This is a genomic window from Pseudomonas sp. 05N432 (genome assembly GCF_056396945.1).
The window spans coordinates 1-26581 of the sequence record NZ_JBFTMM010000008.1; the positions used below are offsets into that span (position 1 = coordinate 1).

General features: G+C 59.5%; 26 protein-coding genes. 6 read left to right on the forward strand and 20 right to left on the reverse strand.

Features of this window, described 5'->3' with window-relative positions:
- Window positions 1-45 precede the first annotated feature (45 nt).
- Window positions 46-243 carry a YbdD/YjiX family protein gene (locus AC1DHT_RS10240; protein ID WP_216742984.1) on the forward strand — a complete coding sequence of 66 codons (198 nt, stop codon included), beginning with the start codon at window positions 46-48 and terminating at the stop codon, window positions 241-243.
- A gap of 185 nt (window positions 244-428) precedes the next feature.
- Here AC1DHT_RS10240 and AC1DHT_RS10245 read toward each other — a convergent pair whose 3' ends face one another.
- From AC1DHT_RS10245 to AC1DHT_RS10255, 3 genes are all read right to left on the reverse strand, one after another.
- Window positions 429-2048, reverse strand: coding sequence for a methyl-accepting chemotaxis protein (locus AC1DHT_RS10245; protein ID WP_427540231.1), 1620 nt, complete (start codon window positions 2046-2048; stop codon window positions 429-431).
- Window positions 2049-2142: 94 nt separating this feature from the next.
- Window positions 2143-2583: a CBS domain-containing protein gene (locus tag AC1DHT_RS10250; RefSeq protein WP_427540228.1), complete on the reverse strand. Its 441-nt coding sequence runs from the start codon at window positions 2581-2583 to the stop codon at window positions 2143-2145.
- A gap of 95 nt (window positions 2584-2678) precedes the next feature.
- Window positions 2679-2837 carry a hypothetical protein gene (locus AC1DHT_RS10255; protein ID WP_427540225.1) on the reverse strand — a complete coding sequence of 53 codons (159 nt, stop codon included), beginning with the start codon at window positions 2835-2837 and terminating at the stop codon, window positions 2679-2681.
- A 244-nt stretch (window positions 2838-3081) separates the two neighbouring features.
- Here AC1DHT_RS10255 and AC1DHT_RS10260 point away from each other — a divergent pair, with 244 nt between their 5' ends.
- The gene (locus AC1DHT_RS10260) at window positions 3082-3741 is read left to right on the forward strand and encodes an MliC family protein (protein ID WP_427540222.1); all 660 of its coding nucleotides are present in this window, start codon (window positions 3082-3084) and stop codon (window positions 3739-3741) included.
- 81 nt (window positions 3742-3822) lie between these two features.
- On the opposite strand, the gene AC1DHT_RS10265 is transcribed toward AC1DHT_RS10260, so the two are convergent.
- The 4 genes from AC1DHT_RS10265 to AC1DHT_RS10280 all read right to left on the reverse strand — a co-directional run bounded on the left by AC1DHT_RS10265 (window position 3823) and on the right by AC1DHT_RS10280 (window position 8743).
- Complete coding sequence (locus AC1DHT_RS10265) at window positions 3823-5433, reverse strand: gamma-glutamyltransferase family protein (RefSeq protein ID WP_477761347.1); 1611 nt, start codon at window positions 5431-5433, stop codon at window positions 3823-3825.
- A 152-nt stretch (window positions 5434-5585) separates the two neighbouring features.
- Complete coding sequence (locus tag AC1DHT_RS10270; protein ID WP_427540216.1) at window positions 5586-6383, reverse strand: transglutaminase family protein; 798 nt, start codon at window positions 6381-6383, stop codon at window positions 5586-5588.
- A complete protein-coding gene (locus AC1DHT_RS10275) occupies window positions 6380-7330 on the reverse strand; it encodes an alpha-E domain-containing protein (RefSeq protein WP_054597419.1) in 951 nt (316 codons plus the stop codon). The genes AC1DHT_RS10270 and AC1DHT_RS10275 overlap by 4 nt, the downstream gene beginning before the upstream one ends.
- Window positions 7331-7333: 3 nt before the next feature.
- Complete coding sequence (locus AC1DHT_RS10280; RefSeq protein WP_427540212.1) at window positions 7334-8743, reverse strand: circularly permuted type 2 ATP-grasp protein; 1410 nt, start codon at window positions 8741-8743, stop codon at window positions 7334-7336.
- Between the two features lie 789 nt (window positions 8744-9532).
- Here AC1DHT_RS10280 and AC1DHT_RS10285 point away from each other — a divergent pair.
- Window positions 9533-10447 (forward strand): LysR family transcriptional regulator, encoded by a 915-nt coding sequence (locus tag AC1DHT_RS10285; RefSeq protein ID WP_427540209.1) that lies wholly within the window; start codon window positions 9533-9535, stop codon window positions 10445-10447.
- 111 nt (window positions 10448-10558) lie between these two features.
- Here AC1DHT_RS10285 and madM read toward each other — a convergent pair whose 3' ends face one another.
- The 9 genes from madM to mdcA form a co-directional block, all read right to left on the reverse strand.
- Entirely contained in the window at window positions 10559-11323 is a 765-nt protein-coding gene (madM, locus tag AC1DHT_RS10290) for a malonate transporter subunit MadM (protein ID WP_427527814.1), read from the reverse strand.
- A 1-nt stretch (window position 11324) separates the two neighbouring features.
- Window positions 11325-11741, reverse strand: coding sequence for a malonate transporter subunit MadL (gene madL / locus AC1DHT_RS10295; protein ID WP_427540206.1), 417 nt, complete (start codon window positions 11739-11741; stop codon window positions 11325-11327).
- 64 nt (window positions 11742-11805) lie between these two features.
- Window positions 11806-12726: a malonate decarboxylase subunit epsilon gene (gene mdcH, locus AC1DHT_RS10300; RefSeq protein ID WP_427540203.1), complete on the reverse strand. Its 921-nt coding sequence runs from the start codon at window positions 12724-12726 to the stop codon at window positions 11806-11808.
- Window positions 12723-13343 (reverse strand): malonate decarboxylase holo-ACP synthase, encoded by a 621-nt coding sequence (locus tag AC1DHT_RS10305; protein WP_427540200.1) that lies wholly within the window; start codon window positions 13341-13343, stop codon window positions 12723-12725. The genes mdcH and AC1DHT_RS10305 overlap by 4 nt, the downstream gene beginning before the upstream one ends.
- The gene (gene mdcE / locus AC1DHT_RS10310; protein WP_427540197.1) at window positions 13337-14140 is read right to left on the reverse strand and encodes a biotin-independent malonate decarboxylase subunit gamma; all 804 of its coding nucleotides are present in this window, start codon (window positions 14138-14140) and stop codon (window positions 13337-13339) included. Before mdcE ends, AC1DHT_RS10305 begins: the two co-directional genes overlap by 7 nt.
- Window positions 14137-14988, reverse strand: a complete 852-nt coding sequence (locus AC1DHT_RS10315) for a biotin-independent malonate decarboxylase subunit beta (RefSeq protein WP_427540194.1) — start codon at window positions 14986-14988, stop codon at window positions 14137-14139. The genes mdcE and AC1DHT_RS10315 overlap by 4 nt, the downstream gene beginning before the upstream one ends.
- A complete protein-coding gene (locus AC1DHT_RS10320; RefSeq protein WP_427540191.1) occupies window positions 14981-15280 on the reverse strand; it encodes a malonate decarboxylase subunit delta in 300 nt (99 codons plus the stop codon). The genes AC1DHT_RS10315 and AC1DHT_RS10320 overlap by 8 nt, the downstream gene beginning before the upstream one ends.
- Window positions 15280-16155, reverse strand: coding sequence for a triphosphoribosyl-dephospho-CoA synthase (locus tag AC1DHT_RS10325; RefSeq protein WP_427540188.1), 876 nt, complete (start codon window positions 16153-16155; stop codon window positions 15280-15282). The genes AC1DHT_RS10320 and AC1DHT_RS10325 overlap by 1 nt, the downstream gene beginning before the upstream one ends.
- On the reverse strand, window positions 16155-17825 hold the full coding sequence (gene mdcA / locus AC1DHT_RS10330) for a malonate decarboxylase subunit alpha (RefSeq protein ID WP_427540185.1): 1671 nt from the start codon (window positions 17823-17825) through the stop codon (window positions 16155-16157). Before mdcA ends, AC1DHT_RS10325 begins: the two co-directional genes overlap by 1 nt.
- A gap of 239 nt (window positions 17826-18064) precedes the next feature.
- Here mdcA and AC1DHT_RS10335 point away from each other — a divergent pair, with 239 nt between their 5' ends.
- The gene (locus AC1DHT_RS10335; RefSeq protein WP_427540243.1) at window positions 18065-19012 is read left to right on the forward strand and encodes a Dyp-type peroxidase; all 948 of its coding nucleotides are present in this window, start codon (window positions 18065-18067) and stop codon (window positions 19010-19012) included.
- A gap of 65 nt (window positions 19013-19077) precedes the next feature.
- Here AC1DHT_RS10335 and AC1DHT_RS10340 read toward each other — a convergent pair whose 3' ends face one another.
- From AC1DHT_RS10340 to AC1DHT_RS10355, 4 genes are all read right to left on the reverse strand, one after another.
- Window positions 19078-19263 (reverse strand): DUF2474 domain-containing protein, encoded by a 186-nt coding sequence (locus AC1DHT_RS10340; protein WP_427540182.1) that lies wholly within the window; start codon window positions 19261-19263, stop codon window positions 19078-19080.
- Window positions 19250-20266, reverse strand: coding sequence for a cytochrome d ubiquinol oxidase subunit II (gene cydB, locus AC1DHT_RS10345; protein WP_427540179.1), 1017 nt, complete (start codon window positions 20264-20266; stop codon window positions 19250-19252). The genes AC1DHT_RS10340 and cydB overlap by 14 nt, the downstream gene beginning before the upstream one ends.
- Window positions 20267-20281: 15 nt before the next feature.
- Window positions 20282-21703 carry a cytochrome ubiquinol oxidase subunit I gene (locus tag AC1DHT_RS10350; RefSeq protein ID WP_427540176.1) on the reverse strand — a complete coding sequence of 474 codons (1422 nt, stop codon included), beginning with the start codon at window positions 21701-21703 and terminating at the stop codon, window positions 20282-20284.
- 131 nt (window positions 21704-21834) lie between these two features.
- Window positions 21835-24159: an FdhF/YdeP family oxidoreductase gene (locus AC1DHT_RS10355; protein ID WP_427540173.1), complete on the reverse strand. Its 2325-nt coding sequence runs from the start codon at window positions 24157-24159 to the stop codon at window positions 21835-21837.
- A 437-nt stretch (window positions 24160-24596) separates the two neighbouring features.
- Here AC1DHT_RS10355 and moaA point away from each other — a divergent pair, with 437 nt between their 5' ends.
- Complete coding sequence (gene moaA, locus AC1DHT_RS10360) at window positions 24597-25595, forward strand: GTP 3',8-cyclase MoaA (protein WP_427540240.1); 999 nt, start codon at window positions 24597-24599, stop codon at window positions 25593-25595.
- 44 nt (window positions 25596-25639) lie between these two features.
- Window positions 25640-26539, forward strand: coding sequence for a bestrophin family protein (locus AC1DHT_RS10365; protein ID WP_427540170.1), 900 nt, complete (start codon window positions 25640-25642; stop codon window positions 26537-26539).
- Window positions 26540-26581: the final 42 nt, after the last annotated feature.

Consider the following 26581-nt stretch of genomic DNA (forward strand, 5'->3'; position numbering starts at 1 on the left):
TCGCCATTCCAGGCTGTTCCAGAAGCGTAATCGAGGGTTGCAAGCATGTTCAATGACCTGAGTCGCCTCGGTAAATACCTCGGTCAGGCCGCGCGCCTGATGGTCGGCATGCCCGACTACGACACCTACGTCGAGCATATGCAAACCAAGCACCCGGACAAACCGGTGATGAGCTACGAGGCGTTCTTCCGGGAGCGCCAGGAGGCTCGTTACGGTAGCAAGGCTGGGCCGAAGTGCTGTTGACCCGCTGACGGCGGGTTAACAACTGTAATGTGGGAGCGGGCTTTTTGTGGGAGCGAGCCTGCTCACGATAGCGGTCTGACAGTCAGCTGCAATGTTGAATGTCAAGCCGTCATCGCGAGCAGGCTCGCTCCCGCACGGAGCAGCTCCCATTTTTCGTTAGTGATTGCTAGCCAGCCCATGCCCGTTTAGATTTTGAAGCGCGCCACCGTCTGGTGCAGTGCTCCTGCCATCTGCGCCAATTCCAGACCGGCGGTGTGGGTATGCTGGGCACCCAGCAAGACCTGCCCGGACACGTTACGAATGCTCACCAGGTTACGATCCACCTCACGAGCGACCAATGCCTGCTCCTCCGTGGCGCTGGCGATCATCAGGTTGCGCTCATTGATCTGCGAGATTGACCGGGTGATCGCTTCCAGCGCCTCGCCGGAGCGTTGCGCGACTTCCAGGGTCGTCTGTACCAGGTGACCGCTGCTTTGCATGGCAGTCACCGCGTGTCCGGTATCGAGCCGAATGTTGCCAATCATCTGCTCGATTTCCTGGGTCGACACCTGAGTGCGATGGGCCAGTGCCCGCACCTCGTCGGCGACGACCGCAAAACCACGTCCGGCATCCCCGGCACGGGCTGCTTCAATCGCCGCGTTGAGGGCCAGCAGATTGGTTTGCTCGGCAATGCTGCGAATCACGTCCAGCACCGTGCTGATGTCTTGCACACGCCCGGCCAATTGCTGGATACGCTGTGAGGTATCCGTCATGCCGTCCGCCAGCGTGCCTATCGAGGCCACCGTTTCCTGAACATGTTCACGGCCGCGCTGCGCGGTTTGCTCGGACACCCGGGACGCCTCGCTGGTGCTGACGGCATTGCGTGCGACCTCGTCGACGGCCGCCGTCATTTGATTGATCGCCGCTGCAGCCTGCTCGATCTCCAGGCCCTGCAACTGCAAACTGTCACGGGTCTGGCTGCTGACAGCACTCAGCTCTTCGGACGAACTGGCCACCTGATCGACCGACGCCGCGATGTGCTTAACCATCGCGTTCAGGCTTTGCTGCATCTGGTGCATGTTCATCATCACGCTACCGTCGGCATCAGCATTTACTGGCACTTGAATCGTCAGATCGCCTTGCGCAATTTGACTCAGTGCCCGCGCAGCAACATCGGGCTCTCCCCCCAAGGGTCGGGTGACACTACGCGTCACGATGACCGCCGCGGCGGTGACCGAGGCCAGGCAGAAAACCAGCAACCCCAGCATGTTCAGCCGCGCATCGCTGTACAGGGCCTGCGCCGACCTTTCACGATCGGCGAAGATCTGCCCTTGCTGTGCCATCAGCACGTCCAGGCTTTTATAAACCAGCTGTTCGGCGGGGATCACTTGCTGTTTCAACTGCGCCATCGCAGCATCAAAGGCACCTTGCCTGATCAACGCCTGCACCTGGGTGAACGCGGCGACATAAGCCTCGCGATTCTTCTTCAGGGCCACATAGGCAGCCTTGCCTTCGGGTAGATCGAACAACGGTTCGAGCGTTTCAAGTGCCTGGCTGATGCGCTTTTTGGTGGCATCGATGGCCTGTTGCGCTTGCTGATTGTCTTTGTCGATCAGCAGATCCCGGGTGTTCCTGGCGTTGTCCCGTACCCCTGTGGCAATGGCCATGATCGGATCGATTTTCGGCCAGTCCTGTTTGACGATCACCATTGCCTGATCCTTCAGCGTTGCCAGATCGTGCAACGCATAGAACGCCAGGCCTGTCAGCACCAACGGCGCGATTGCAAAGCCGATGACGATACGTTGAGCCGTGCTTAACTTGGCCAAATCAAATGCTCCCTGATTAGTACCTGCCCGACGGGCAGCACATTTGAAACTTCATGTCCGCGTAAACCCTGATTCCACCTCACTCCTGGTCGTTTCAATGTCCGCGAATGTAATGTTCCAGTTGCCGTATCAAGTCGGCCTGCTCGGCGATGGCTTCTTTGACCAGATCACCAATCGACAACAGGCCAATCAACTGGTCGCCTTCCACCACCGGTAAATGGCGCAAATGACTGTCGGTCATGACCTCCATGCAACGCTCGATGCTCTGCTGACTGTCTGCCGTCACCACGGGCGCGCTCATGATGTCCCTGACCGGCGTACCGACCGAAGAGCGCCCCTGCAGAACGACCTTGCGTGCATAGTCGCGTTCGCTGATGACGCCGACTACCTGCCCCTCCTCTATGACGGGTAGCGCACCGACGTTCTTTTCGGCCATCAGCTTCAGCGCTTCAAGGACCATCTGGTCTGGCGCGATGCTATGTACGTGCTGGTTTTGCACGACCTTCAGCTTCAGCAATTGTGCGGCTGTTTTCATACGGACCTCCGACGTCAATCACGCTTAAAAAAGCAAAAAAAAAAACGCCTGAAACCTTTCGGTTCCAGGCGCCTTTGCCTGTTCTTACTGCGGTGTTAAAACCAGACATCCATGCCCGATGTACCGACGTTGCCCATGACCTGTTCGGCCAATCGATCGTCGTTGATCGAGGGGGCTGTCCACTGGAGTCCGTTCCAGATGAACCTGATACGAGCCTTGCAGCCTTTGTGCCAGTCGGCAGCAGGACGCTTCATCCTGTGTGCGAACCCAGGCTCCTGAGCGATAGAGGGAGGCGAAAGCTCATTGCACTGTCTCCCGCTGGTGCAAATCGTTACGCATAGCGCTTTATAAAAGTGCATCCAGGCGGCCGACTCAGGTCCGCCGGGCGGTATGGCAAGTTCTGAGCACTGCCTTACACTGCGATACACCCACTGTTCAACGGATCGATAGGTCCCACGGCAATCCATGGCATCACCTCATGATCCGGGTGAAACCAACATGAAAACGGTCACCGCCCTTTTCACCTGTCTGCTTGCTGCCAGCGTGTGCGCGGCGACAAGCACCTGTGCGAACGCTGCCCCTCCATCGCCAATCTTCAAGACCAGTTTCGACTGCGCCCAGGCAAAGGCGTCCATTGAAAAGCTGATCTGTCGCGATCCACAACTGGCGCAGATGGACATCGAACTGACGCGTCTTTATCGCCTGGCGCTCACGGATGAACATTCAGCACCGCCTCCAGACAAAGTCATGATCGATCAGCAGTTCTGGATCGAGGCCCGTAATCAATGTGCCTCCGCGCCCGCGCCCAAGGCGTGCACGATCCGGAGTTATGCCGAACGCGCGCACCAGTTGCGCCAAGGCTCGGCAATTGTGAGAACCAAGGATCCAGACCGGCTCACCGAGGGTCCCCTGGCTTTTCGTTGTACAGGGTTTGACGCACTGATTACCGCCACCTTCTTCAGCACGCAACCGGGTGTCGTGTACCTGAAATGGGCGAATACTTCGATCACCCTGAGCCAGGTGCCGAGTGATTCGGGAACCCAATACACGGGTAAGGATTACCAGGGGAATTACAGCTTCTGGCAAAACGACAACGTGATCCTTTTCCAAAAGCCGCGCTCAGCGGAAATGAGTTGTACGGCCGAGCCGGCCGGCTGATTGCTCTGGCGCAACGGTCATTCAGTTTCCGTTTGGAGACCAGCAGGCGAGGATACAGCACCCTCGCCACTCACCTGTCCCTCAAAAAACAGCGATATGCGAGTCCGTTCGCGGCTCGGTTCCGCCACACAACACGCCCGTTTCAGGATCGCGCAGGATGATCTGCCCACGCCCATAACGGGTCAGGTCGCAGGCCACTTGCACTTGATGCCCGCGGCGGGCCAGGGCTGCGGCCATGTCCCGCGAAGCATCCTGCTCGATGCCGACCTGCAGCCCGCCCAGCCACTGCCAACGCGGTGCATCCAGCGCCGCTTGCGGGTTGAGGCCMAAATCCACCAGGTTCATGACCATCTGCACATGCCCTTGGGGCTGCATGTAGCCACCCATCACGCCAAAGGGGCCCATCGCCATACCGTCCTTGCTGAGAAAGCCCGGGATTATGGTGTGGAAGGTCTTTTTGCCGGGTGCCAGGCAGTTCGAGTGCGCCGGATCAAGGCTGAACTCTTCACCGCGGTTTTGCAGGGCTATGCCGCTGTCAGGCAGTACCACGCCGGAGCCAAAACCGTGGTAGTTGCTTTGGATAAACGAAACCATGTTGCCTTCGGCGTCGGCGGTGGCCAGGTACACCGTGCCGCTGGCGGTTGGATCACCCGGTTGTGGGGCCAGCGCTTGCTCACCGATCTGTGCCCGACGATGGGCAACATAGTTTTCGCTGAGTAAATCCTCCACCGCGACCCGCATGTGCTGCGGGTCAGTGATGTAATGCAGGCCGTCGCTGTAAGCGAGTTTCATGGCCTCAAGCTGACGGTGCCAGGTCTGCTGACTGTCGCGGTGATCGAAGTCGAAACCCTCGATAATCTTCAAGGCCATCAATGCCACGAGGCCCTGGCCGCTCGGCGGAATCTCCCAGACGTCATAGCCTCGATAATTGACCTTGATCGGCTCGACCCATTGGGCGCGATAACCCTGCAGATCACTAGCGCGCAGATACCCGCCGGTCGCCCTGGAATGGGCGTCCAACCGTTGCGCCAGTGCCCCACGATAAAAGCTTTCGCAACCTGTAGCCGCGAGTTCTGTCAGGGTCTGCGCCTGAGCCGGGTTGAGAAACATCTCGCCAGCGCGGGGTGCCCGGCCGTCAATCAAGAAGGTTTCGAACCAGCTATCGAGCACTTCGTTGCGGCTCGGGGTGAAGTTCTCCAATGCGGATTGCCATTGAAGAGCAACCACGGGTGACACCGGAAAACCGTCGTGCGCCAAACTGATGGCTGGCTGCAACACCTCAGCAAAGGGCAGACGACCGAAACGTTTGGACAGCTCAGCCCAGGCCGACGGGCAGCCTGGAACTGTCACGGGTGTCCATCCGTGCAATGGCATTTTTTCGTGGCCGGCGGCTCTCACCGCTTTGATGCTCAGGGCCTGCGGGGCCCCGCCATTGGCGCTCAAGCCATGCAGTTTGTTCTGCGTCCAGACCAGCGCAAAGGCGTCGCCGCCAATACCGCAACCGGTCGGCTCGACCACGGTCAACGCTGCAGCCGTGGCAATCGCGGCGTCAATGGCGTTGCCACCGCGCCGCATGATCTCGATACCGGCTTCGGCGGCCAACGGCTGGGAGGCGGCGACCATGCCGCGTTTAGCGAAAACACTTTGACGCTGTGAGGCGTAGGGATACTCATGGGCAGAAAATGTGAACATGGCAGGTCTCACACATCAGGGATGTTCGGGCTCACAGCACCCGACTGAGAAAGGCGCGGATGCGGGCGTGGCTGGCCGAAGATCTGAATGATGAGCGGCCATACCGTCATGGAGACGGTATAGCCGGTTATGGTGACGGTGCGGGTGAGTTTTTACTGGTGCTGTACCTGCAACTGGGACGACACCTGGACCCGCGCAAGCATGTGCTCGGCCCCTCCCCCGCGACGCATGCCACGCACCGGGCAAGCGTCGAGGTACTCGAGGCCCACCGCCAGTTTCAGATGGCGCTCGGGTCGCGCCAATCGGTTGGTGACGTCGAAGCTGTACCAACCATCGTCGAGCCAGGCTTCGGCCCAAGCATGACTGGCCAGATGACTTTCATCTTCCGTGCACAGATAACCGGAGACGTAGCGCGCAGGAATGCCCAGGCTGCGAGCGCAGGCCAGGAAGGCATGGGTATGGTCCTGGCAGACCCCGACGCCGGCGGCAAAGGCATCGGCTGCGGTGGTGTCCACCGTTGTAGCGCCCGGGCTGTAGACCATGTGATCGGCGAGGCCATTCATCAGGTCAATCAACGCCCCGCGATCACGCCGCGTGCCGCACCGCTGTATGGCAAAGGCGTTGAGAGCGTCGTCAGCCTTGGTCAGATGACCGGTGCGCAAGAACGGCAACGGCGACTGAGTGTCGTGCTCCACCTCCAGCATCTGGTCGATTTCAACCTGACCATAAGCGGTCAGCACAAGGGCGCCGTGGGGCTCATCCATCGTCAATACATGCAGGATGTTGCCGTATGGATCGAGCTGGCTACGTACCAGGCGCGGCAGTTCCAGGTGCCATTCCAGAATGTGCTGGCGCTCGGTGTTCTTGGGCGTCAAACGCAGGAACTGGATGCTGGTGCAGACTTCGTCGGTGTAGCTGTAGGTGGTGTCGTGGCGTATGGACAGTTTCATACGACCTCCAGATAGGATTCGTGGACGGTCTGGCCGAGATGGCGAACCTGGGAGATGAAATCAGTCAGCCAGAGATGCAGACCGAAGCCGAGAATCTCGTCGATCCCGGTGTAGCGCAGCCGCGCATTCAATTCGGCGGCCAGCCGCTGGGCCGCCCGCCCGTTACTGCCCGGCAGGCTGGCGAGGATCTGGTCCAGCTCCTCGATGCAGGCGTGCAGCGAACGCGGAACGGCGGCGCGCAACAGCAGCATCTCGGAGACCTGCTCGGCGTTCGGCGCATTGCGGTAGAGTTCGTTGAACGCCTCGAAAGACGACAAGGCACGCAACAAGGCGCTCCATTGGTAGTAGCCGCGGGCCGAGTTGTCGCTCACCTCCTCCGACTCCTCTCCGTACATTTCGTAGCGCGCATCCAGCAGGCGCAGAGTGTTGTCGGCGCGTTCGAGGAAGGTGCCCAGTCGAATGAAGCAGTAGGCATCGTTGCGCATGATGGTGCCGGAGGTCGCCCCGCGGAACAGGTGCGAGCGCTCTTTGACCCATTCGCAGAAATGGCTGATGCCATAACGCCCCAGGCCATTGCGGGCGATGTTGCGCATCTCCAGCCAGGTGGCGTTGATGTTCTCCCACATGTCGGCGGTGATCCGTCCGCGCACCGCATGGGCGTTGGCCCGCGCCGCTTGCAGGCAGCAATAGATACTGCCGGGGTTGGTTTCATCCAGCGCGAAGAAGTGCAGCATGCGCTCGGTGTTGAGTTCGCCGTAGCGCTGGTTGTAGTCGTCCAGCGTGCCGGCGGCCAACAGCGACATCGACAGCTCGGCATGGCCATCGGTGCGGCCGGCCTGGGGCATCAGCGACAGCGAGTAACTGACTTCGAGCATGCGCGCCAGGTTTTCGGCACGCTCCAGATAACGGGACATCCAGTAGAGGTCCGAAGCGGTTCTTGAAAGCATGTCTTAGTCCTCCACTACCCAAGTGTCTTTGGTGCCGCCGCCCTGGGACGAGTTCACCACCAGCGAGCCTTCGCGCAATGCCACGCGGGTCAGGCCGCCGGGCACCAGGCGGGTTTCACGGCCCGACAACACAAACGGGCGCAGGTCGATGTGGCGTGGGGCGATGCCGCTTTCGACAAAGGTCGGGCACGTGGACAGGCACAGCGTCGGCTGGGCGATATAGGCTTCGGGGCGGGCCTTGAGACGCGCGCGGAAGTCCTCGATTTCCGCCGCCGTGGCGGCCGGGCCGACCAGCATCCCGTAGCCCCCGGAACCCTGGGTTTCCTTGACTACCAGCTCGGGAAGATTGGCCAGCACGTGGGACAGCTCTTCTGGTTTGCGACATTGCCAGGTGGGAACGTTCTTGAGAATCGGCTCCTCGTCTAGGTAGAAACGGATCATTTCGCCCACATAGGGGTAGATCGATTTGTCATCCGCCACACCGGTGCCGATGGCATTGGCGAGGATCACATTCCCCGCGCGATAGACTGCCACTAGCCCGGGCACGCCCAGCATGGAGTCCGGATTGAAGGACAGCGGGTCGAGAAATGCATCGTCGAGGCGCCGATAAATCACATCCACCTGCTTCGGGCCGGCAGTAGTGCGCATGTAGACATGATCGTCGCGGACGAACAGATCGGCGCCTTCAACCAGTTCCACGCCCATTTCACGGGCCAGGAACGCGTGTTCGAAGTAAGCGCTGTTGAAGCGACCCGGGGTCAGTACCACGGTCGTCGGGTTGTCCAGGGGGCTGGAGCTCTTGAGGGTGTCCAGCAGCAGGTTCGGGTAGTGGTCGATGGGCGCCACACGCTGGGCGGAGAAGAGTTCGGGAAACAGGCGCATCATCATCTTGCGGTCTTCGAGCATGTAGCTGACGCCGCTGGGTGTGCGCAGATTGTCTTCGAGTACGTAGTAACTGCCATCGCCATCGCGGACCAGATCGACCCCGGAGATGTGCGCATAGATGCCGCGGTGCAGATTCAGGCCCTGCATGGCGACCTGATAACCCTCGTTGGCCAACACCTGTTCGGCCGGAATAATGCCCTCCTTGAGAATCCGTTGCCCATGATAGATATCGGCCAGGAACATGTTCAAGGCCTGGACCCGCTGAATGCAGCCACGCTCGACTATCTGCCATTCGCTGGCCTTGATGCTGCGTGGAATGATGTCGAACGGAATCAACCGCTCGGTGCCCTGCTCGTCCCCATATAACGTGAAGGTGATACCGGCTCGATGGAACAACAGGTCGGCTTCGCGACGACGCTGATCCAGCAGCTCCAGGGGCGTGTCCGCCAACCAGCGCGCAAACTCCTGGTAATGTGGCCGGCAGCCACCACTCGCATCATACATTTCATTAAAAAAAGCTCGGGACATACCCCACTCCTTGCCGCGATACAGCCGGCATTTTTTTATAACTTTGTCATTCCAATAGATGAAGCCTTACGTTGTTTTAGTGAGTGCTGTTTCTGTAAAGCACCTCAGTGTGCACCGTGAACTTCCTGTCCCTTTATGAAGCTGGAAGCTCACGATTCCGACAGCGTCCTGACGCATTCTGGCGTCAGAGATCTGGCCGTTTCCGGATTAGCTTACTGGCGCTCCTACTTGTAACGCCCCCAGTTTCTTTTTCTCGCAAAAACCACACTTCCGGTGGTTTGAAAGTGCTTTTGCAAGGGCTGTGCCCACGCAACGCCAGGGCCGCTAAAAATCGGAAAAACCTCTAGCAATGATACTGAGGCGACATTTCCGTTCATTTTTATGGTGTTTTTCTTGTAACACGCTGAAACGTTTATTGCACTTATCGTTTGCACAACTCTGGCGCGAACAAAATCGGTGCATTGGGTAAACAAGTTGACTTTATTGCCCTGTAAACGGGAAATTTTTACCCACTCTTTTTTATGAGCTTTGTAATACCATTCCTTCAGACCCGTACATCAAATTTCATCCTTGCACCATTAATGCGCACGCAAATGCACACTATGGCTGCGCACGGAACCGAAGTGCCTGCTGATGACGCACACAAACACTCATCACGTTATTCGGTTGAATGAGCGCTTCAAGTCGCAGGTTACGACGGTCAACACCGACCTGACAGGAACGCAACCGCACATCGGACAACGCAACAGCGCATGGGCATAATCAACGGACTGAAAAAGAGTGATGGCCATGCTGATCGACGAAGAACTGACCCTGAAAAAACTGGAAGTGTTCCTGGCGTTCATGCGCACCGGCAACCTGGCCCGTGCGGCGGTCGAACTGCAGACCAGCAACGTCAGCGTGCACCGGGCCATTCACTCGCTGGAAAGCGCACTGCGCTGCCCGCTGTTCAAGCATGAGGGGCGTAACCTGACGCCACTGGAAAGCGCCTATGTACTCGAAGAGCGGGCGCAGAAGCTGATTCAGGATGTGCTCGAAAGCGTGCGCCTGACCCGCGAAGCCGCGGGGTTTTCGGCCGAACGCTTCAAGCTCGGCTCGTTGTATTCACTGACAGTCAAGACTGTGCCGCAGTTGATCATGGGCCTGAAGATCCGCCGCAGCGAACTCAACATCGACCTGATCCTCGGTTCGAACATCGACCTGCTGTACAAGCTCAAGAACATGGAAGTCGACGCGATCCTGGTGTCCCTGGACGACAGCGTCAACGACCCGGACTGCGAGCAGATCCCGCTGTTTTCCGACGACATCTTCCTCGCCACGCCGGCCGACTCACCGTTTGCCCAACGCGCCGAAGTCGATCTCGCCGAGGTGCGCAACGAGACCTTCATTACCCTGACCCAGGGCTTCGCCACGCATCAGGACAGTATCCGGGTGTTTAAGCAGGCGGGGTTCGAGCCCAAGGTGGCGATGCAGGTCAACGACATCTTCACGCTGCTGAGCATGGTCAGCTCCGGAGTCGGTTATGCGCTGCTGCCAGGGCGGATTGCGGCGGTCTACGAGAACCGGGTGAAGCTGATCCCGTTGCAGGAGCGCTATCGGTTGCAGCAGCACATTGGAGTGGTATTTCTAAAGGCCAAGGAGCGCGACCCGAACCTGCTGGCGTTGTTGGCGGAGTGTCGGATGTATGCCAATCGGCAGGCCTGAAACCGAGGCGCACCCATCGCGAGCAGGCTCGCTCCCACAGGGGAACGCATTCCAATGTGGGAGCGAGCCTGCTCGCGAAGACGGCAGCCCATTCAACAAATAATCAAAGCCCTATCCCACAATCCCGCGAACGATGAAGTACAGCAACGACGGCCCCAGCAAGCACCCGAGTCCGGTATGAAACGTCGCCGTCAGCGCCCCATACGGCACCAACCGCCGATCCGTCGCTGCCAGGCCCGCCGTCACACCGCTGACAGTGCCGGCCAACCCACCGAAGACCATCGCCGAGCGCGGGTTATCGAGCCCCATCCAGCGAGCAGCCATCGGCGTGCCGACCATCACCAGAATCGCCTTGATCAAGCCGGTGGCAATCGATAGCGCGACCACGTCGGAACTGGCGCCAATCGCCGCACCCGTCACCGGGCCAACAATGTAGGTCACCGCACCGGCACCAATGGTGGTAATGCTCACTGCATCCCGATAGCCGAATGCCCAGGCGATGCATGCACCGACGATAAACGGCAGCACCGTGCCGAGCAGCAGCGCGAGCGCGCCGATCAACCCGGCCTTGCGTGCTTCGGTGGCCTGCACTTCGAACGCCGTGGCGACGATCGCAAAGTCCCGCAGCATGGCGCCGCCCATCAGGCCGATACCGGAAAATAACGAAATGTCTGCCAGACCTTTCTGCCCACCGGTGAGTGTGCCGCCGACCCAGGCCAGCACCAGGCCGATGACTATGGCAATCGCCGAGCCGTGAATCCGTCCGAATGTCAGGCGTTTGGAGAGCACGACGGAGATCCACATGATCACCCCGACGAACGCGAACGCGGTGACCAGATCGTTATGTTTCAGACCCGCTTCCATGAGATTCCACATATCAGCGACCTCCTGCTGCAGCGGTGATCGAGACACTGTCGACCGGTTCGTCCGGCAACGGCTCGCCTTTGTGGATCCGGCTGATCAGGGCAATAGTGCAACCACAGATCACCACCGAACCGATGGCCGCCAACACCGCCACCGGGCCGCCGTGCAAGGCGGCGACGACGTTCTGTTGCGCGGCCATGGCCACCACCACCGGAATGTACATGGCGCCCCAGAAGCCGACACCCAACTCGCAATCCTTGGTCATGCCACCGCGCTTGTGCATCCACAGCTTCGCGAAAATCAGCAGGATCATCGCGATACCGACCCCGCCGACGTTGGACTTGACGCCCAGCAACACGCCGAGCATGTCACCCATGATCACCCCTGCCAGCGTACAGATCGCCAGCAGCGCCACACCGTAAATAATCATTGTTGTTATCCTCAAAGTGCATCGTCGAAGTTATTGTTTTTGTCCTTCGCAGCGTGAGCGGTGTTTAGGGTTGGCGACTTCCCTCCTCACGCAGCAGCGCTTGCAACGTGTCCAGGCGAGCACCATCGAAGGCGATCACCGTGCCCTGTTCGAATACCCGTCGCGCCAACCCTGTCAGCACCGCACCGGGCGGCAGTTCGATGTGCAACCGCACGCCACGCTCGTAGGCACTTTGTACTGTGCCGCGCCAGTCCACCACCCGGCACATGTTGAACGCCAGGTCCTCGCGCAACGCCTCGACCGAACGGATCGGCCGGGCGCGGCTGCCGCTCAGGTAGCCGATTGTCGGTAGCTGCAACGGCACTTTGGCAAACGCTTCGGCCAGCACCTGCGCGGGCTCATCGAGCAGCGGGCAATGCGACGGCACGCTGACCGCCAACCGTTTGGCCACCCCTGCGCCACACCCTCGGGCCAACTCGGCGACGGCGTTCATCGCCGCATCGCTGCCGGCAATCACCATCTGGTTGTCGGCATTGATGTTGGCCAGGTAAACCGGTGTTTCAATGCTGTGAACCCGTGACAGCAAGCCTTCCACGGTCGCGAGGTCCAGACCGATGATCGCGGTCATGCCGTAGCCCTGCGGCCAGGCCTGTTGCATCAACTCCCCCCGCAGGCTGACCAGATGCAGTGCATCGCTGAAACGCAACGCACCCGCCACCACCGCCGCCGGGTACGCGCCGATGGACAACCCGGCCACGTAATCCGCTGTACATCCCTGCTGCAACAAGCTGCGCGCTGCAGCTGTTCCCGCGATCAGCAGACACAGCTGAACCGCACGGGTCGATTTCAGTGCCTGGGCAGAATCAAGCAGCAGAACATCCTCCCCCAGCACTTCGCTCGCCTCGATCACAGTCGCCTCGGGCACACGATGGAGCATGCCCGGCTGCTGCGCGCCCTGGCCGGGAAACACCAACAGGCTGCTCACGCTGGTTGCTCCGGTGGCTGCCAAGGATCATTTACCAGCCGTGCTTGGTGGGCGTTTTTTAGCAACACCCGCTTTGCCGGACTGGCCCATTCGCGCAAGGCAACCGCGCCCAGTGGCGTTTGCAATTGCATGTCCACCGGGCACGCCGCGGCGTCCAGCCACGTCAGCAGTGCCTGCGCCTGAACCCGGTCCATGGGTTGCGGTGTGCGCAGGATCAAGTCGAGATCGCTGCGTTCATGCAAGGCCGTCACACCACTGGCCAACTCAAACCCTGCGCTGCCGCTGACGCCCCAGACCCAACCGCAGGCATCGAGCATTGGCCGCAATTGCGCCAGGGCCTGCAAGGCCGGCAGGTCGCGATCACCCTCGACATGACAAAGATCTTCCGGTCGAATCCGGTGCCGGATCGCCTCGACCGCCATCCACGTGGCATAACGTTGCTCGCGCAACGGTCCACGTACACCTACCGCAACCTGATCTGCGGCACTCAAGGCGCGTCGAACCACGACTGGCTGACCCTTGCGTGTCACCTCGACGGCCCATCGCGGCGCGTCCGCTGGCAACTGCTCCGCGGTCAGCCCCCAGAGCAGGTCATGGGCCAGAAACGTGCTCACCATTGCTCACGCAGCAGTTGGCGAACCTTGCTCGATGCCGCACGATTGGTTGCGCCCAGACGCGAGCTCAAATCAGCCCCGGTGCTTTCAACGTCGCCAATGGCCTGGCGCAAGCAGTCGCTGACCCGCGCCAGATCGCTCGCGGTCGGCTGCTCGATCTGCTCCACCGTCAGGGTTTCCCAAAGCAGGCCAAGACTGGCATAGCTGTCGATGTCATAGGCCATCGGCGGCACGCTGGCGGCCAGCACTTCAAGCTCTTCAACGCTGCGCAGGGTGACCCGTGCAGCCGAGACCTTGCCCATGGCGTGAACCATTACTCCAGGATCACGCAAGGCAATCAGCCGGTTGGCTTGATAACCGTGGGCCAGAAACGCCCCGGACATCGCCTTGCCCACCAGCAAACCGATCACCGCATGCCCCGCCAGTCGTGCACGGGCATAACTGTCCGCAGCAGCGGCCAGCGCCTGATGGATGCCAAGGGCTTCTTCGCGGCGACCGTAGGCCTGGCTCGGCACATCGACGATGGCGATCAGCGCGCGTTTTTGCGGTTTGGCGCGATCGGCTTCAATGACTTCATCCACCACTTTGGCCAGACCCCAGCCTTCCAACAAACCGACCTCGCCGTGACGGGCGCGGACAAAGCGGTTCTGCGGATCGGCCACCACCGCGATAAACCGCACGGGCTGCTCGCCGAGCATGCCGTCGGCGACTTTCAACGAAGCGGGCAATCCGTCAACGACGGTGGAGCCGGCACTCAAGGTTTGAAACCAGTGCAAACCTCTCAGGGAATAACCGCTCATGAGTGCTCTCCTTGGTACAGATCGCGAACCGTTGCCGGCTCGATTTGTGGCACCGCATCCAGCCGCGCGAGGCGTTGCAGGAACCGATCCGCCTGACGACTGCGCTGTTCAGCGGGCAGCCCTAGCAGCAACAACTCGCTGACCTGTTGCTGAATCTGCGTCACGTCATCGGCGACATACCGATCCACCAGCCCACTGGCAAACCGTTGCTCGCCGCCGGACAGGCTCCAGATGAACGGACGGTCGCGCGAGTCGTATTCCTCGATCCCGGCTTCCTGTTCGATCACCTGCGGACCATTAAGGCCAAGTCGCGCTTCCTGAGTGACCAGTAGATAACTGCACAACCCGGCGGCAATCGACATGCCGCCAAAACAACCGACGCTGCCGGCCACCACACCGATCACCGGCTGGTACTGGCGCAAATCGACAATCGCCGCGTGAATATCGGCAATCGCCGCCAGCCCGAGGTTGGCTTCCTGCAAACGCACTCCACCGGTTTCCAGCAACAGCACGGCGCGGGTGGCGATGCCCTTGCGGTTGTCCTCGGCTGCCAGTTCCAGCGCGCCGGCAATTTTCGCCCCGCCGACTTCACCTAGGCTGCCGCCCTGAAAGGCGCCTTCGATGGCGGCGATCACCACCGGCAAACCGCCAATGCTGCCCTTGGCGATGACCACACCGTCATCGGCTTGCGGTACCACGCCCTGGCGCGACAGCCATGGCGACATGACGCGCTGGAACGGGTCAAGCAATTCACGGAAGGTCCCGGCGTCGAGCAAGGCCTTGGCGCGTTGCCGGGCACCGAGTTCGACGAAGCTGTGTTTGTTGAGCAGCGCTGCGCTATCACTCATGGCCGATCTCCTCGAAGCCTTGTTCCAGACGCAAGCGCACCACGCCTGGCGTGGCCCCGAAATCATGAATATCGATGGTCATCGCTGGCGGTGTCTGGCCGTCAAACATCCGTGCGAACAAATGCTGCCAGCGCTGTTGGCTGCCATTGACCGAGGTCTGCACCTGGATCGTCAGCGTGCCGGCCTGTCCCGGTTCGAGCAGTACTTCGAGATCGCCCGAGCCGACACAGCCGACCAGCGCCCTGCCCCGCGCCGGCTGCCCGGCGGGGAATTCAAAGGATAAGGTTTCCATCAGAAAGCTCCCTGGATGACGCCGTCGCAAGATGAGATACGGTCGATAAACAGACAGGCTGCGAGCAAATCCGCAGCGCCGCCCGGCGAGGCATTCAACGCAATTAATTGTTGGTCCAGCTCATGCAACCGGCGCCGACCGGCCAGGCTGGCACTGCCGCCCGCCTCCAGCACCGAGCGGGCGCCGAGTTGCATCGTTTGCAACCCCTGCTCGCCTGCGCGGTAAAGCACGCAGGTATCGGCGAGCGTGCTCATGATCGCCAGCAAGGCATCGAGCCGGGCGTTCTGTTCGCCGCTGCCATTGGCGCGGCTACGTTGGAGTTGCGGCAAGCCGAATTGCATCACGGCCGGAAAGCCTAGTTGTGCCTCTTCCCGAGCGCCTCGCGCCCCGTAACGTTGTGCTACTTGAGCGCCGTGGCTGAACGGCCGTGGCGCATGGCGATCTTCGAGTAAGGCCAGACGTGCGGCGCGCACAGTGACCGCGCTGGCGCCACTGGATTCAGGCTCCAGCGCAGCGGCTGCGACCAACAGGCCCAAAGCCCAGATCGCTCCGCGATGGGTGTTCACGCCATCGGTGGTGGCCAGCATCGTTTGTTCGCCGTCGCGACCGATTTGCCCAAGGGCCTCGCGCAGCGGCAGGCCGACTTCGCCAAACGTGATAGCTGCTTGCGCCATGTCCTTGAAGGCCGGCCACAGCGACAGTGCCGAAGCGTGCATCAGCCCCAGGTGCAAATCGCTGTGGGCACCGTTGCCGCGACGATCGACCAGCGCCGGTTTGGGTGACAGGTCGGCTTCGTCGATCAGCGCGTCTACCGCCAGGTCCGCCAGCCGTTCGGCCAGGGTCAGGCGCTTGGGTTGCAGATTAAGTGCGTGCATTACCAGCTCCTGAATTTGGCGGGCGGGTTGTACAAGCCACCCGACCACTCCACCAGATCGGCGACGCTTTTCGCCGCCAGCAGTTCACGGGTGGCGTCGGTGCGGCGGATGCCGAGGTCTTCGGGCAAGGCGATCAACCCTTCGCGACGCATGCGCGCAGTGTCTTTGGGGTTGTGTCGCAGGCCGATGGCAGTGACCCCGGCCACGGCCGCGATCATTGCCTGGCGTTCTTCCAGGGAGCGCGCCTTGTACAAATAGGCGATGCCTTCTTCGGTGAGCAAATGAGTGACGTCGTCGCCGTAGATCATGATCGGGGCCAGCGGCATGCCGCTTTTCTTCGCCACTTCAACCGCATCGAGGGTTTCAACGAAGGTCGGTTTGCCGCCCTCCTGGAAGGTCTCGACCATTTGCACTACCAGCTTCTTGCCACGTTCGAGCATCGCTTCGGGGGCATCGTCATGACGCATGTCGAGCCAGGCCGGAGTGCCGTGGCGGCGGCCACGCGGGTCGTGGCCCATGTTCGGCGCGCCGCCGAAACCGGCCAGGCGTCCACGGGTCACGGTAGAAGAATGGCCGTCGCCGTCCACCTGCAAGGTTGCGCCAATAAACAGGTCCACCGCGTACTGCCCGGCCAGTTGGCAGAACATTCGATTGGAACGCAGGGAACCGTCGCGGCCGGTGAAAAACACATCCGGGCGTGCGGCGATGTAGTTCTCCATCCCCAGTTCGGTGCCGAAGCAATGCACGCTTTCGACCCAGCCACTTTCGATGGCCGGAATCAGCGTCGGGTGCGGATTGAGGGTCCAGTTGCGGCAGATCTTGCCCTTGAGCCCAAGCGATTCGCCGTAGGTCGGCAAGATCAATTCGATGGCGGCAGTGTTGAAACCGATGCCGTGGTTGAGCGACTGAACGTTGTGCTTTTCGTAGATCCCACGGATCGCCATCATCGCCATCAGCACATGCACAGGCTTGATGTGCCGAGGGTCGCGGGTGAACAGCGGTTCGATGTAGAACGGTTTGTCGGCCACCACCACGAAATCCACCCAGGACGCGGGAATGTCCACGCGGGGCAACTCGCTGACGTCGTCCACCAACTGGTTGACCTGGACGATCACAATGCCGTCGCTGAAGGCCGCCGGCTCGATCAGCGCCGGAGTGTCCTCGGTGCTCGGCCCGGTGTAGATATTGCCGGCACGGTCGGCCATGAAACCGGCCGAGAGCACCACGTTGGGAATCAGGTCCACCACCAGTCGGGCGTAGAGTTCGATGTAGGTGTGGATCGCGCCGATTTCCAGCAGACCATCTTCAAGCAACTGGCTGATGCGCAAACTCTGGGTGCCGGCGAAGGAGAAATCGAGCTTGCGCGCAATGCCTCGTTCGAACAGGTCCAGGTGCTCGGAGCGGCCGACGCTGGGCATGATCATATGCAGGTCATGCAGCTTGGCCGGATCGGCCTTGGCCAGGGAACGGGATAAAAAGTCCGCCTGCTTCTGATTGTTGCCCTCCAGTACCACGCGGTCACCAGGCAGGATCAAAGCCTCCAGCGCCGCAACGATCTTGTCGGTGGGCAACACCACGCCATCGGCGAGACCCCGCACCTGCTCCAGGCGGCGCTGTTTTTCACTGCGCCGCCGCGTCCAGCGCGAGTCGGGGGATATTGTTGTTGTCATGCTCACTCCACGGGTTCGCTTACGTGGAGCTACCTTAGGAGCTATTGGATGACTGTATCAATCAAGATGAACGGCGAACCGTTACGCTTAGAGTAATGTTTTCTACGAAAGCCACGATCAGCAGGTACGCCGCTGGGTTTGCACGTCTGTCTCGATTGCTGCTTTGAAACCATTACCTGCTACTGTCCTTCACTTCTGTTCCGCCGCTTGTGGAATTATCAATGACAAAACTGATGCCAATGGATAATCAAACGCCTGAACCTCAATCCGTCTGTAGCCCCATTACCAGCAGCGCGATTTTCATCGTCGCCACACTAGCGCCTGGGAATGAATCGGCCGCTAAAGTGCGGGCCTGGTGCGCAGACGTCGCGGCCCTCACGCGATCGGTCGGCAAGCGTGTTCCCTCAGGCAATTTGTCGTGTGTCTGCGGCATTGGTTCCAGTGCCTGGGATACCTTGTTCGGCAACCCGCGCCCCGCCTCTTTGCATCCATTCCGCGAGTTCGGTGTAGAGGGACGTCGAGCCGTCGCAACGCCGGGCGACATTTTGCTGCACATTCGTGCGGATCAGATGGACCTCTGTTTCGAATTGGCGACGCAATTGCTCTCAGCGCTTGGCGATGCGATCTCGGTCGTTGATGAAGTTCAGGGTTTCCGTTATTTCGACATGCGCAGCATGGTCGGTTTTGTCGACGGCACCGAAAACCCGGTCGGTCGCCATGCTGTCGACTTCACGATCATTGGTGATGAAGACCCCTCATTTGCCGGTGGCAGCTATGTGCTGGTACAGAAATACCTGCACAAGATGAGCGCGTGGAACGAGTTATCCGTCGAGGCTCAGGAGCGCATTATCGGACGCACAAAACTCTCCGATATCGAACTCGATGATTCGGTCAAACCGAGCTGTTCGCACAGTTCCTTGACGACCATCACCAAGGACGGACAGGAAGTGAAAATTCTGCGCGATAACATGCCGTTCGGCCGGCCAGGTGCAGGCGAGTTCGGTACGTACTTCATCGGCTATGCGCGCTCGCCAGAACCGATCGAGCTGATGCTCGAGAATATGTTTGTCGGCAGACCCGCGGGCAACTATGACCGGTTGCTTGATTTCAGCACGGCGGTCACCGGAGGCTTGTTCTTCGTGCCTTCGGCAGACTTGCTCGAAGAGCTTGCTGATCGCGAGCCTTAGGCCATTGGTAAAAAAAGGCCCGGCGCGAAAGATCGCGCCGGGCCTTTATCGTATGAAACCAGTCATCAATGAGTGGTCATTCCGGCCATATGCATCATCAGCCGGAACAAGCTCGCCACTGCCCCCAGTGCAATCACACTGCCGAACCAGATAGCGATCAACCAAAGAACCCGTCGATACCAAGGGGAGGATGGGTTTTGCGTGACCGACTCTTCACTGGTCCGAGCGTTACCACTGTCAATGGTAGCCATCGCCGATCCTCACTTTCCCGCGAAACACGTAGTAGCTCCAGCAGGTGTACATCAGGATGATGGGCAGAATGAACAACGTGCCGATCAAGATGAACAGCTGGCTTGAAGGCGGCGATGCGGCCTCCCACAAGCTGATGGAGGGCGGTACGATATTCGGCCAGATGCTGAAGGCCAGACCGATATACCCCAGGAAAACCAGCGCCAACGTGAACACAAATGGCCAGTGCGAGTGATAGTGGCGTAACGACCTGAGCAACCCCAAAAGCGCCAGCACCCCGAGGATCAACAACCCACCAAAGACCACGGTATGCGCATGCGTGAACCAGCGAGTCGCAATCTCCGGATGCAGCATCGGTGTCCAGACACAGAGCACCGCCACGACCGTCGTGAGGGTGAACGCCAGCGGTCGAGTGTAGTGACGCATGCGTGATTCAAGCATGCCTTCGGTCTTGACCAGCAACCAGGTACTGCCCAGCAGCGCGTAGGCGACGATCAACCCGAAACCGCAGAACAGTGGAAACGGTGACAGCCAGTCCAGGGTGCCGCCTGCAAACTGCCGATTGACCACCGGAATTCCAGCGATATAGGCGCCAATCACGATGCCTTGGCAAAACGTTGCCAGGAGCGAGCCGCCGATAAAGGCCATGTCCCAGATGTGACGTTTTTCAGGACTGGCCTTGAAGCGGAATTCAAACGCCACGCCACGAAATATCAACCCGGCCAGCATGAAAATCAGCGGCAGATACAACGCCTCCAGTATCACCGAGTAAGCCAACGGAAACGCACCGTAAAGTGCCGCCCCACCGAGTATCAGCCAGGTTTCGTTACCGTCCCAGACCGGCGCGACGGTGTTCATCATCACATCGCGTTCCTGCCTGTCCGGGATCAGCGGGAACAGGATGCCCAACCCCAGATCGAAGCCGTCCATGATCACGTACATCATCACCCCGAAGGCAATGATGACGCCCCAGATCAACGACAGATCTATACCTTGAATACCCATGATCTATCCCCTTGCTCAGTTGACGTGATCGCCGGACGCGAACGTCTCGGAGATGGCGGACAGGGGGCGGCGTGGCGTACGCTCCTGGCCAGGACCGCCTTGAGGCGGATGCTCGTGATGTGGCTGCGGGCCTTTGCGTACCAGCTTCATCATGTAGCCGATGCCCACTGCGAAAACCGAGAAGTAGATCAACACAAATAGCGCCAGCGAAACGCTGAGCTGCGTGACCGTGTGGTTTGAAGCCGCATCGGCGGTTCGCAGAAGCCCGTAGACGATCCACGGCTGCCGGCCTACTTCGGTAGTGATCCAGCCCGCCAACATCGCGATAAGACCGGTCGGCCCCATGAACAACACCAGGCGCAGGAACAGGCGGTTGCGGTACAGCGCTTCATTACGACGTAAAACAAGACCCAGCAAACCGGTGAGGATCATCAACATTCCAAGCCCGGCCATAATCCGAAAGCTGAAGAAAATGATGGTCGCGTTAGGACGGTCCTCTTTTGGGAAACTCTTGAGCGCGGGGATCTGTTTATCCAGGCTGTGGGTCAGGATCAGACTGCCCAGGTAAGGGATTTCCAGCGCATAACGGGTCTTCTCGGCCGCCATGTCCGGGATACCGAACAGCACTAGCGGCGTCGGCTCGTTACCGATGTTTTCCCAGTGCCCTTCCATGGCGGCAATTTTCGCCGGTTGATGTTCCAGGGTATTCAGACCATGGGCATCACCGACCACCGCCTGGATCGGCGCCACGATCAACGCCATCCACAACGCCATCGACAGCATTTTGCGCACCTGCGGCGTGTCATTTTTACGCAGCAAATGCCAGGCCGCGGAAGAGCCGACAAAGAACGCCGTGGCCACGAACGCAGCGATGGCCATATGCGCCAGTCGGAAAGGGAACGACGGATTGAAGACGATGGCCAGCCAGTCCATCGGCATGATCCGCCCATCCACGATCGAGAAACCCTGTGGCGTCTGCATCCAGCTGTTGGAGGCCAGAATCCAGAAGGTCGAGATCAACGTGCCGATGGCGACCATCACCGTGGCAAAGAAGTGCAGCCCTCGCCCTACCCGGTTCCAGCCGAACAACATCACCCCAAGGAAGCCGGCCTCGAGGAAAAACGCCGTCAACACCTCATACGTCAGCAATGGCCCGGTAATACTCCCGGCGAAGTCAGAGAATCGGCTCCAGTTGGTGCCGAACTCGTAGGCCATGACCAGCCCGGAGACCACCCCCATACCGAAGTTGACGGCAAAGATTTTCGACCAGAAGTGATACAGGTCCTTGTAAACCGAGTTGTTGCTTTTCAGCCAGAGCCCTTCGAGGACCGCCAGGAAACTGGCAAGCCCGATGGTGATGGCCGGAAATATGATGTGAAACGAGACCGTAAACGCGAATTGAATTCGCGCCAGGTCGAGCGCTCCCGGATTTAACATGACGATACCCTCATAGTGGCCCGATGCGCGTGCACACAGAGCCCGGCCGCAATGAGCCTCATGGCTCGCTGCGAACAGATTTCCAATGATCTGGTGAGGCCGGGGTGGTAATCACGCCACCCCGGCCAGACTCAAGCGCCGAAGGACTGGATCAGGTTGCTGGCCTGTGCCTGTTCAAGGCGAATCGCGATGAACTTCGAGGTCGGCGTGAACGTCCGGTCGCCGTAGCTTTCCAGCGGCACCAGCGGGTTGGTTTCCGGGTAATAGGCGGCGGCCTGACCGGGCGGAATGTCGTAGGCGATCAAGGTAAAACCGCTCACTCGACGCTCACGACCATCGCCCCACAGCGAGATCATGTCGACCTTTTGCCCCGGTTCGTAACCCAGCTTGCGAATGTCCTGCTCATTCACGAACACCACATCGCGCATGCCGTAGACGCCGCGATAACGATCATCCAGTCCGTACAAGGTGGTGTTGTACTGATCGTGGGAACGCATGGTTTGCAGGATCAGGTCCGGCTTCACGTCCAGGTTGCGCACGCCTTCGCTGACCAGGTGTTCCGGCAATTCGCTGGGGGCAAACTGCGCTTTGCCAGTCGAGGTATTCCAGATGCGTTTGGCGGCATCGTTACCCAGGTGAAAGCCACCGGGGTGCAGCAGTTTTTTATTGAAATCCTCGAAGCCGGGAATGGTGTCGGCAATCAGGTCACGGATGCGACTGTAATCGGCGACCGCCCAGAGCCAGTCAATCGGGTGCTTACCCAGGGTTGCGTTGGCAATCCCGGCAATGATCGCCGGCTCCGAACGCATCAGCGGTGATTTGGGTTTCAGCTGGCCGTGGGAAATGTGCACCATGCTGAAGGTGTCTTCTACCGTCACGCCTTGCGGACCTTCCTCTTGAATGTCGATATCGGTGCGTCCGAGGCACGGCAAGATCAAGGCCTCACGGCCAGTGACCAGATGGCTGCGATTGAGCTTTGTGGCGATGTGCACCGTGAGGTCGCAGTTGCGCAGTGCGTCATGCGTGCGCGGGCTGTCGGGGGTCGCCTGGGCGAAGTTGCCGCCCAGGCCGATGAAGACTTTCGAGCGCCCCTCTTCCATCGCCGCAATCGCCATCACCGTGTTATGCCCGTGTCGGCGCGGAGCCTTGAAGGCGAAGCGTGCTTCCAGCGCATCGATAAACTCGGGCGGTGCCAGTTCGTTGATGCCCATGGTCCGGTCGCCCTGCACGTTACTGTGCCCGCGCACCGGCGACAGCCCTGCACCTGGGCGACCGATGTTGCCACGCAACAACTGCACGTTGATGATCTCCTGCACGGTCACCACCGAGTGAGTGTGCTGGGTCACCCCCATCGCCCAACACATGATGACCCGCTTGGCTCTGCGGTACATGCGGGCCGCCAGTTCGATGTCCGCCAGCGACAGGCCGGACTGCTCGACGATGTGTTCCCAGGTCGTGGCGTCAACTTCGGCCAGGTAGGTTTCCAGGCCCGAAGTGTGCTCGGCGATGAACGCGCGGTCGAACACTGCCTCGCCGTTGTTCGCCAGCGCTTCACGTTCCCACTGCAACAGAAACTTGGCGATGCCGCGCATCGCCGCCATGTCGCCACCCAATGCCGGACGAAAGTACGCAGACGAGGTCGGTTCGGAGCCGTTGGTGAGCATTTCCAGTGGATGCTGCGGATGCTGGAAGCGTTCCAGGCCACGCTCTTTCAGGGGGTTGAAACAGATCACCTGCGCGCCCCGCTTCACCGCTTCGCGCAGAGGCTCAAGCATCCGCGGGTGATTGGTGCCCGGGTTCTGGCCGATGACGAAAATCGCGTCGGCTTCCTCCAGGTCATCGAACGTGACCGTGCCTTTGCCCACGCCGACGCTGTCATCCATGCCCAGGCCGCTCGCCTCGTGGCACATGTTCGAACAGTCAGGGAAGTTGTTGGTGCCATAGGCGCGAACGAATAGCTGATAGAGGTAAGCCGCTTCGTTGCTGGCCCGACCGGAGGTGTAGAACTCGGCCTGATCCGGCGACGTCAGCCCTTTCAGATGTTTGGCGATCAAGGCAAACGCATCGTCCCAGCTGGTTTCGACATAACGATCAGCAGAGGCGTCATAGCGCATGGGATGAGTCAGGCGCCCTTGGTATTCAAGCCAATAGTCACTTTGCGCCGCCAGCGACGACACCGTGTATTTGTTGAAAAACGCCGGGTTGACCAGGCGGCCGGTGGCTTCCCAGTTGACCGCCTTGGCACCGTTCTCGCAGAACTTGACCATGCCATTTTCCGGCGACTCGCCCCAGGCACAGCCCGGGCAATCGAAGCCGCCGTTCTGGTTGGTCTTGAGCATGGCTCGAATGTTCTTGAACGCGTTTTCGCTGCCCAGCCAGTTTTTGGTCACAGCAATCAGCGCGCCCCAGCCAGCGGCCGCCCCCTTATACGGTTTATAACGTTCAACTTCGCTCATGATACTTCTCCAAGACGTGCACGCAGGCGTCAACCTGATGTCAAGTCGTTGTTAATTGCTGTTGTTGTGCGCCTATAAAAATGCGGATTTATTTAGCGTCAGGTTATTCGCAGTTAATCGCTTAAAGGGCCCAATTCAGGAGTACGAACCCAGACTATTCCGCGCAATACACACCTGTCTAATTGCAAATAATGACCAGATCATCGAAACGATCTATCAAGGAAATAATCACTGGAAATCAACAAATTACATATTTAAGACAACATGAATCTGAGCCACTTTTCTCTCGATAGATCCCATTGATCAATCAGTTGTTAATAGTGATTAGACGACGACTTTAAACGACCTTAGTCTTGGCTCAACAAGGCCCTCTATAGCAGTGGCTTTCCAAAACCAGCGCCATGGCCGATAGACCTGGACCGCTGATGGGGGTTGAGATGTCAGATCGAATGTTGATGGATGGTTTTTCCCGGCGGGTCGACTATCTCAGAATGTCTGTGACCGACCGGTGCGATTTCCGCTGTGTCTATTGCATGGCCGAGGACATGGAGTTTTTGCCGCGACAGCGCGTATTGACGCTGGAAGAGATCTATCAATTAGCTGAAAGCTTTGTGGCGCTGGGCACCCGGAAAATCCGCCTGACCGGTGGTGAACCGTTGATTCGCCCCGGCGTTGTAGATCTCTGTAAACGGATTGCCGCGCTGCCGGGGCTGCGTGAACTGTGCATGACCACAAACGGTTCACAGCTGGGCAAGCTCGCGGCACCGTTATTCGATGCGGGGCTCAAGCGCCTTAATATCAGCCTCGACAGCCTGGACGCCAAGCGCTTTCGCGAACTGACCCGCACGGGTGATCTGGCTACCGTCATCGGCGGAATTGACGCAGCGAATGCGGCAGGTTTTCAACACACCAAACTCAACTGCGTCGTCATGAAAGGCCGCAATGATCACGAGATAAACGATCTCGTAGGCTTTGCGATCGATCGTGGACTGGACATTTCCTTCATTGAAGAGATGCCACTGGGTGTGATCAGCGAGCACAGCCGCGCCGGCGCGTTCTTTTCAAGCGCGCAGGTGCGCAAGCGGATTGCCGAACGCTACACCCTTATCGAGTCCGCGGAATCGACCCAGGGCCCTTCGCGCTATTGGCGCCTGGCAGAAGCGCCGCATATTCGCCTGGGGTTCATCTCGCCCCACAGTCACAACTTTTGCGCTACCTGCAATCGTGTTCGGCTGACCGTCGAAGGCCGACTCCTGTTGTGTCTGGGCAATGAGCATTCCGTGGACCTGAAGGAAGTGCTTCGCCGCTATCCAGGAGAGCCGGAGCGCCTGGAGAACGCAATCATCGAGGCGATGAAAATCAAGCCGTACAGACACAACTTCGAACTCAATGATGAGGTGCAAGTTGTTCGTTTCATGAACATGACCGGCGGATAGCCTGCCCCGTTTTCAGATCATTACTCTCTAGAAGGCTGTCTCCCATGATCGTTAGAGCCAAACCTAACCTGATCAATGTCCTGATTTCACTCAAAGGCTCGATTGCCAAGCGTATCGCCCTGCGCAGCCTTCTGGTGACACTCCTGGCCTCTGCTATTGTCCTGGTCGAAACACTCCATCCCGCGTACTTCTCGAAGGTCAATGCCACCCCCTTCACACTGTTGGGGCTATCACTTTCAATCTTCATGAATTTTCGCAACAACGCCTGCTACGACCGCTGGTATGAAGCGCGCAAAGCGCTCGGTGCGATGGTGATGGATGTACGCTCGATGATCCGGGAAACCCAGGTCATCAAGGACAAACAGCAACGCAGCAAGGTATTGCTCGACCTCTGCGGGTTTGCCCACGCGCTTAACGCCAAGCTTCGCAAAGAAGACGAACTCAGCGCCGCAAGTACATGGCTCAGCAAGTTGCCCTCAGCCAACACCCCGAACATCCCTGAACGGATCCTGCGCCAAGTCGGCCAACAGTGCTCGACGCTCGCCGAATCCGGTGAGATCAACGAATGGCGTTACACGCTGATGGCCAATCACCTGACCAATCTGACCACCACGCAAACGACCTGTGAGCGAATCAAGAGCACGCCACTCCCGTTCCCTTACACACTCCTGTTGCACAGGACCATTTACATATTTTGCATCTTGCTGCCCTTCGCGATGGCCGAGCCACTGGGTTGGCTAACGCCCGTGTTCACCGCGATTGTGAGTTATACGTTTTTTGGGCTGGATGCCATTGGCGACGAATTGGAAGACCCCTTTGGTCGAGATGAAAACGACCTTCCAACCAATGCCATCGTGCGTACCATCGAACGTGAAGTGCTTGACGCCCTGGGTGCGACAGAACTCCCTCCGATGCTACAGCCCGTGGACTTCGTGCTGGACTGATTCGCCCTCACTACCCATCAGGCACCCGCTGGGGTGAAGGAT

What these genes read in the sequence shown, in the direction of transcription:
- AC1DHT_RS10335 (WP_427540243.1), top strand. Translation starts at nt 18,065, where the DNA reads ATGGATAATCAAACGCCTGAACCTCAATCCGTCTGTAGCCCCATTACC.
- AC1DHT_RS10240 (WP_216742984.1), top strand. Translation starts at nt 46, where the DNA reads ATGTTCAATGACCTGAGTCGCCTCGGTAAATACCTCGGTCAGGCCGCG.
- AC1DHT_RS10340 (WP_427540182.1), bottom strand. Translation starts at nt 19,263, where the DNA reads ATGGCTACCATTGACAGTGGTAACGCTCGGACCAGTGAAGAGTCGGTC.
- AC1DHT_RS10280 (WP_427540212.1), bottom strand. Translation starts at nt 8,743, where the DNA reads ATGTCCCGAGCTTTTTTTAATGAAATGTATGATGCGAGTGGTGGCTGC.
- mdcA (WP_427540185.1), bottom strand. Translation starts at nt 17,825, where the DNA reads ATGACAACAACAATATCCCCCGACTCGCGCTGGACGCGGCGGCGCAGT.
- AC1DHT_RS10315 (WP_427540194.1), bottom strand. Translation starts at nt 14,988, where the DNA reads ATGAGTGATAGCGCAGCGCTGCTCAACAAACACAGCTTCGTCGAACTC.
- AC1DHT_RS10350 (WP_427540176.1), bottom strand. Translation starts at nt 21,703, where the DNA reads ATGTTAAATCCGGGAGCGCTCGACCTGGCGCGAATTCAATTCGCGTTT.
- AC1DHT_RS10255 (WP_427540225.1), bottom strand. Translation starts at nt 2,837, where the DNA reads ATGAAGCGTCCTGCTGCCGACTGGCACAAAGGCTGCAAGGCTCGTATC.
- AC1DHT_RS10285 (WP_427540209.1), top strand. Translation starts at nt 9,533, where the DNA reads ATGCTGATCGACGAAGAACTGACCCTGAAAAAACTGGAAGTGTTCCTG.
- AC1DHT_RS10355 (WP_427540173.1), bottom strand. Translation starts at nt 24,159, where the DNA reads ATGAGCGAAGTTGAACGTTATAAACCGTATAAGGGGGCGGCCGCTGGC.
- AC1DHT_RS10325 (WP_427540188.1), bottom strand. Translation starts at nt 16,155, where the DNA reads ATGCACGCACTTAATCTGCAACCCAAGCGCCTGACCCTGGCCGAACGG.
- AC1DHT_RS10365 (WP_427540170.1), top strand. Translation starts at nt 25,640, where the DNA reads ATGATCGTTAGAGCCAAACCTAACCTGATCAATGTCCTGATTTCACTC.
- cydB (WP_427540179.1), bottom strand. Translation starts at nt 20,266, where the DNA reads ATGGGTATTCAAGGTATAGATCTGTCGTTGATCTGGGGCGTCATCATT.
- AC1DHT_RS10270 (WP_427540216.1), bottom strand. Translation starts at nt 6,383, where the DNA reads ATGAAACTGTCCATACGCCACGACACCACCTACAGCTACACCGACGAA.
- AC1DHT_RS10320 (WP_427540191.1), bottom strand. Translation starts at nt 15,280, where the DNA reads ATGGAAACCTTATCCTTTGAATTCCCCGCCGGGCAGCCGGCGCGGGGC.
- moaA (WP_427540240.1), top strand. Translation starts at nt 24,597, where the DNA reads ATGTCAGATCGAATGTTGATGGATGGTTTTTCCCGGCGGGTCGACTAT.
- madL (WP_427540206.1), bottom strand. Translation starts at nt 11,741, where the DNA reads ATGATTATTTACGGTGTGGCGCTGCTGGCGATCTGTACGCTGGCAGGG.
- mdcE (WP_427540197.1), bottom strand. Translation starts at nt 14,140, where the DNA reads ATGAGCGGTTATTCCCTGAGAGGTTTGCACTGGTTTCAAACCTTGAGT.
- AC1DHT_RS10260 (WP_427540222.1), top strand. Translation starts at nt 3,082, where the DNA reads ATGAAAACGGTCACCGCCCTTTTCACCTGTCTGCTTGCTGCCAGCGTG.
- AC1DHT_RS10275 (WP_054597419.1), bottom strand. Translation starts at nt 7,330, where the DNA reads ATGCTTTCAAGAACCGCTTCGGACCTCTACTGGATGTCCCGTTATCTG.
- madM (WP_427527814.1), bottom strand. Translation starts at nt 11,323, where the DNA reads ATGTGGAATCTCATGGAAGCGGGTCTGAAACATAACGATCTGGTCACC.
- AC1DHT_RS10305 (WP_427540200.1), bottom strand. Translation starts at nt 13,343, where the DNA reads ATGGTGAGCACGTTTCTGGCCCATGACCTGCTCTGGGGGCTGACCGCG.
- AC1DHT_RS10250 (WP_427540228.1), bottom strand. Translation starts at nt 2,583, where the DNA reads ATGAAAACAGCCGCACAATTGCTGAAGCTGAAGGTCGTGCAAAACCAG.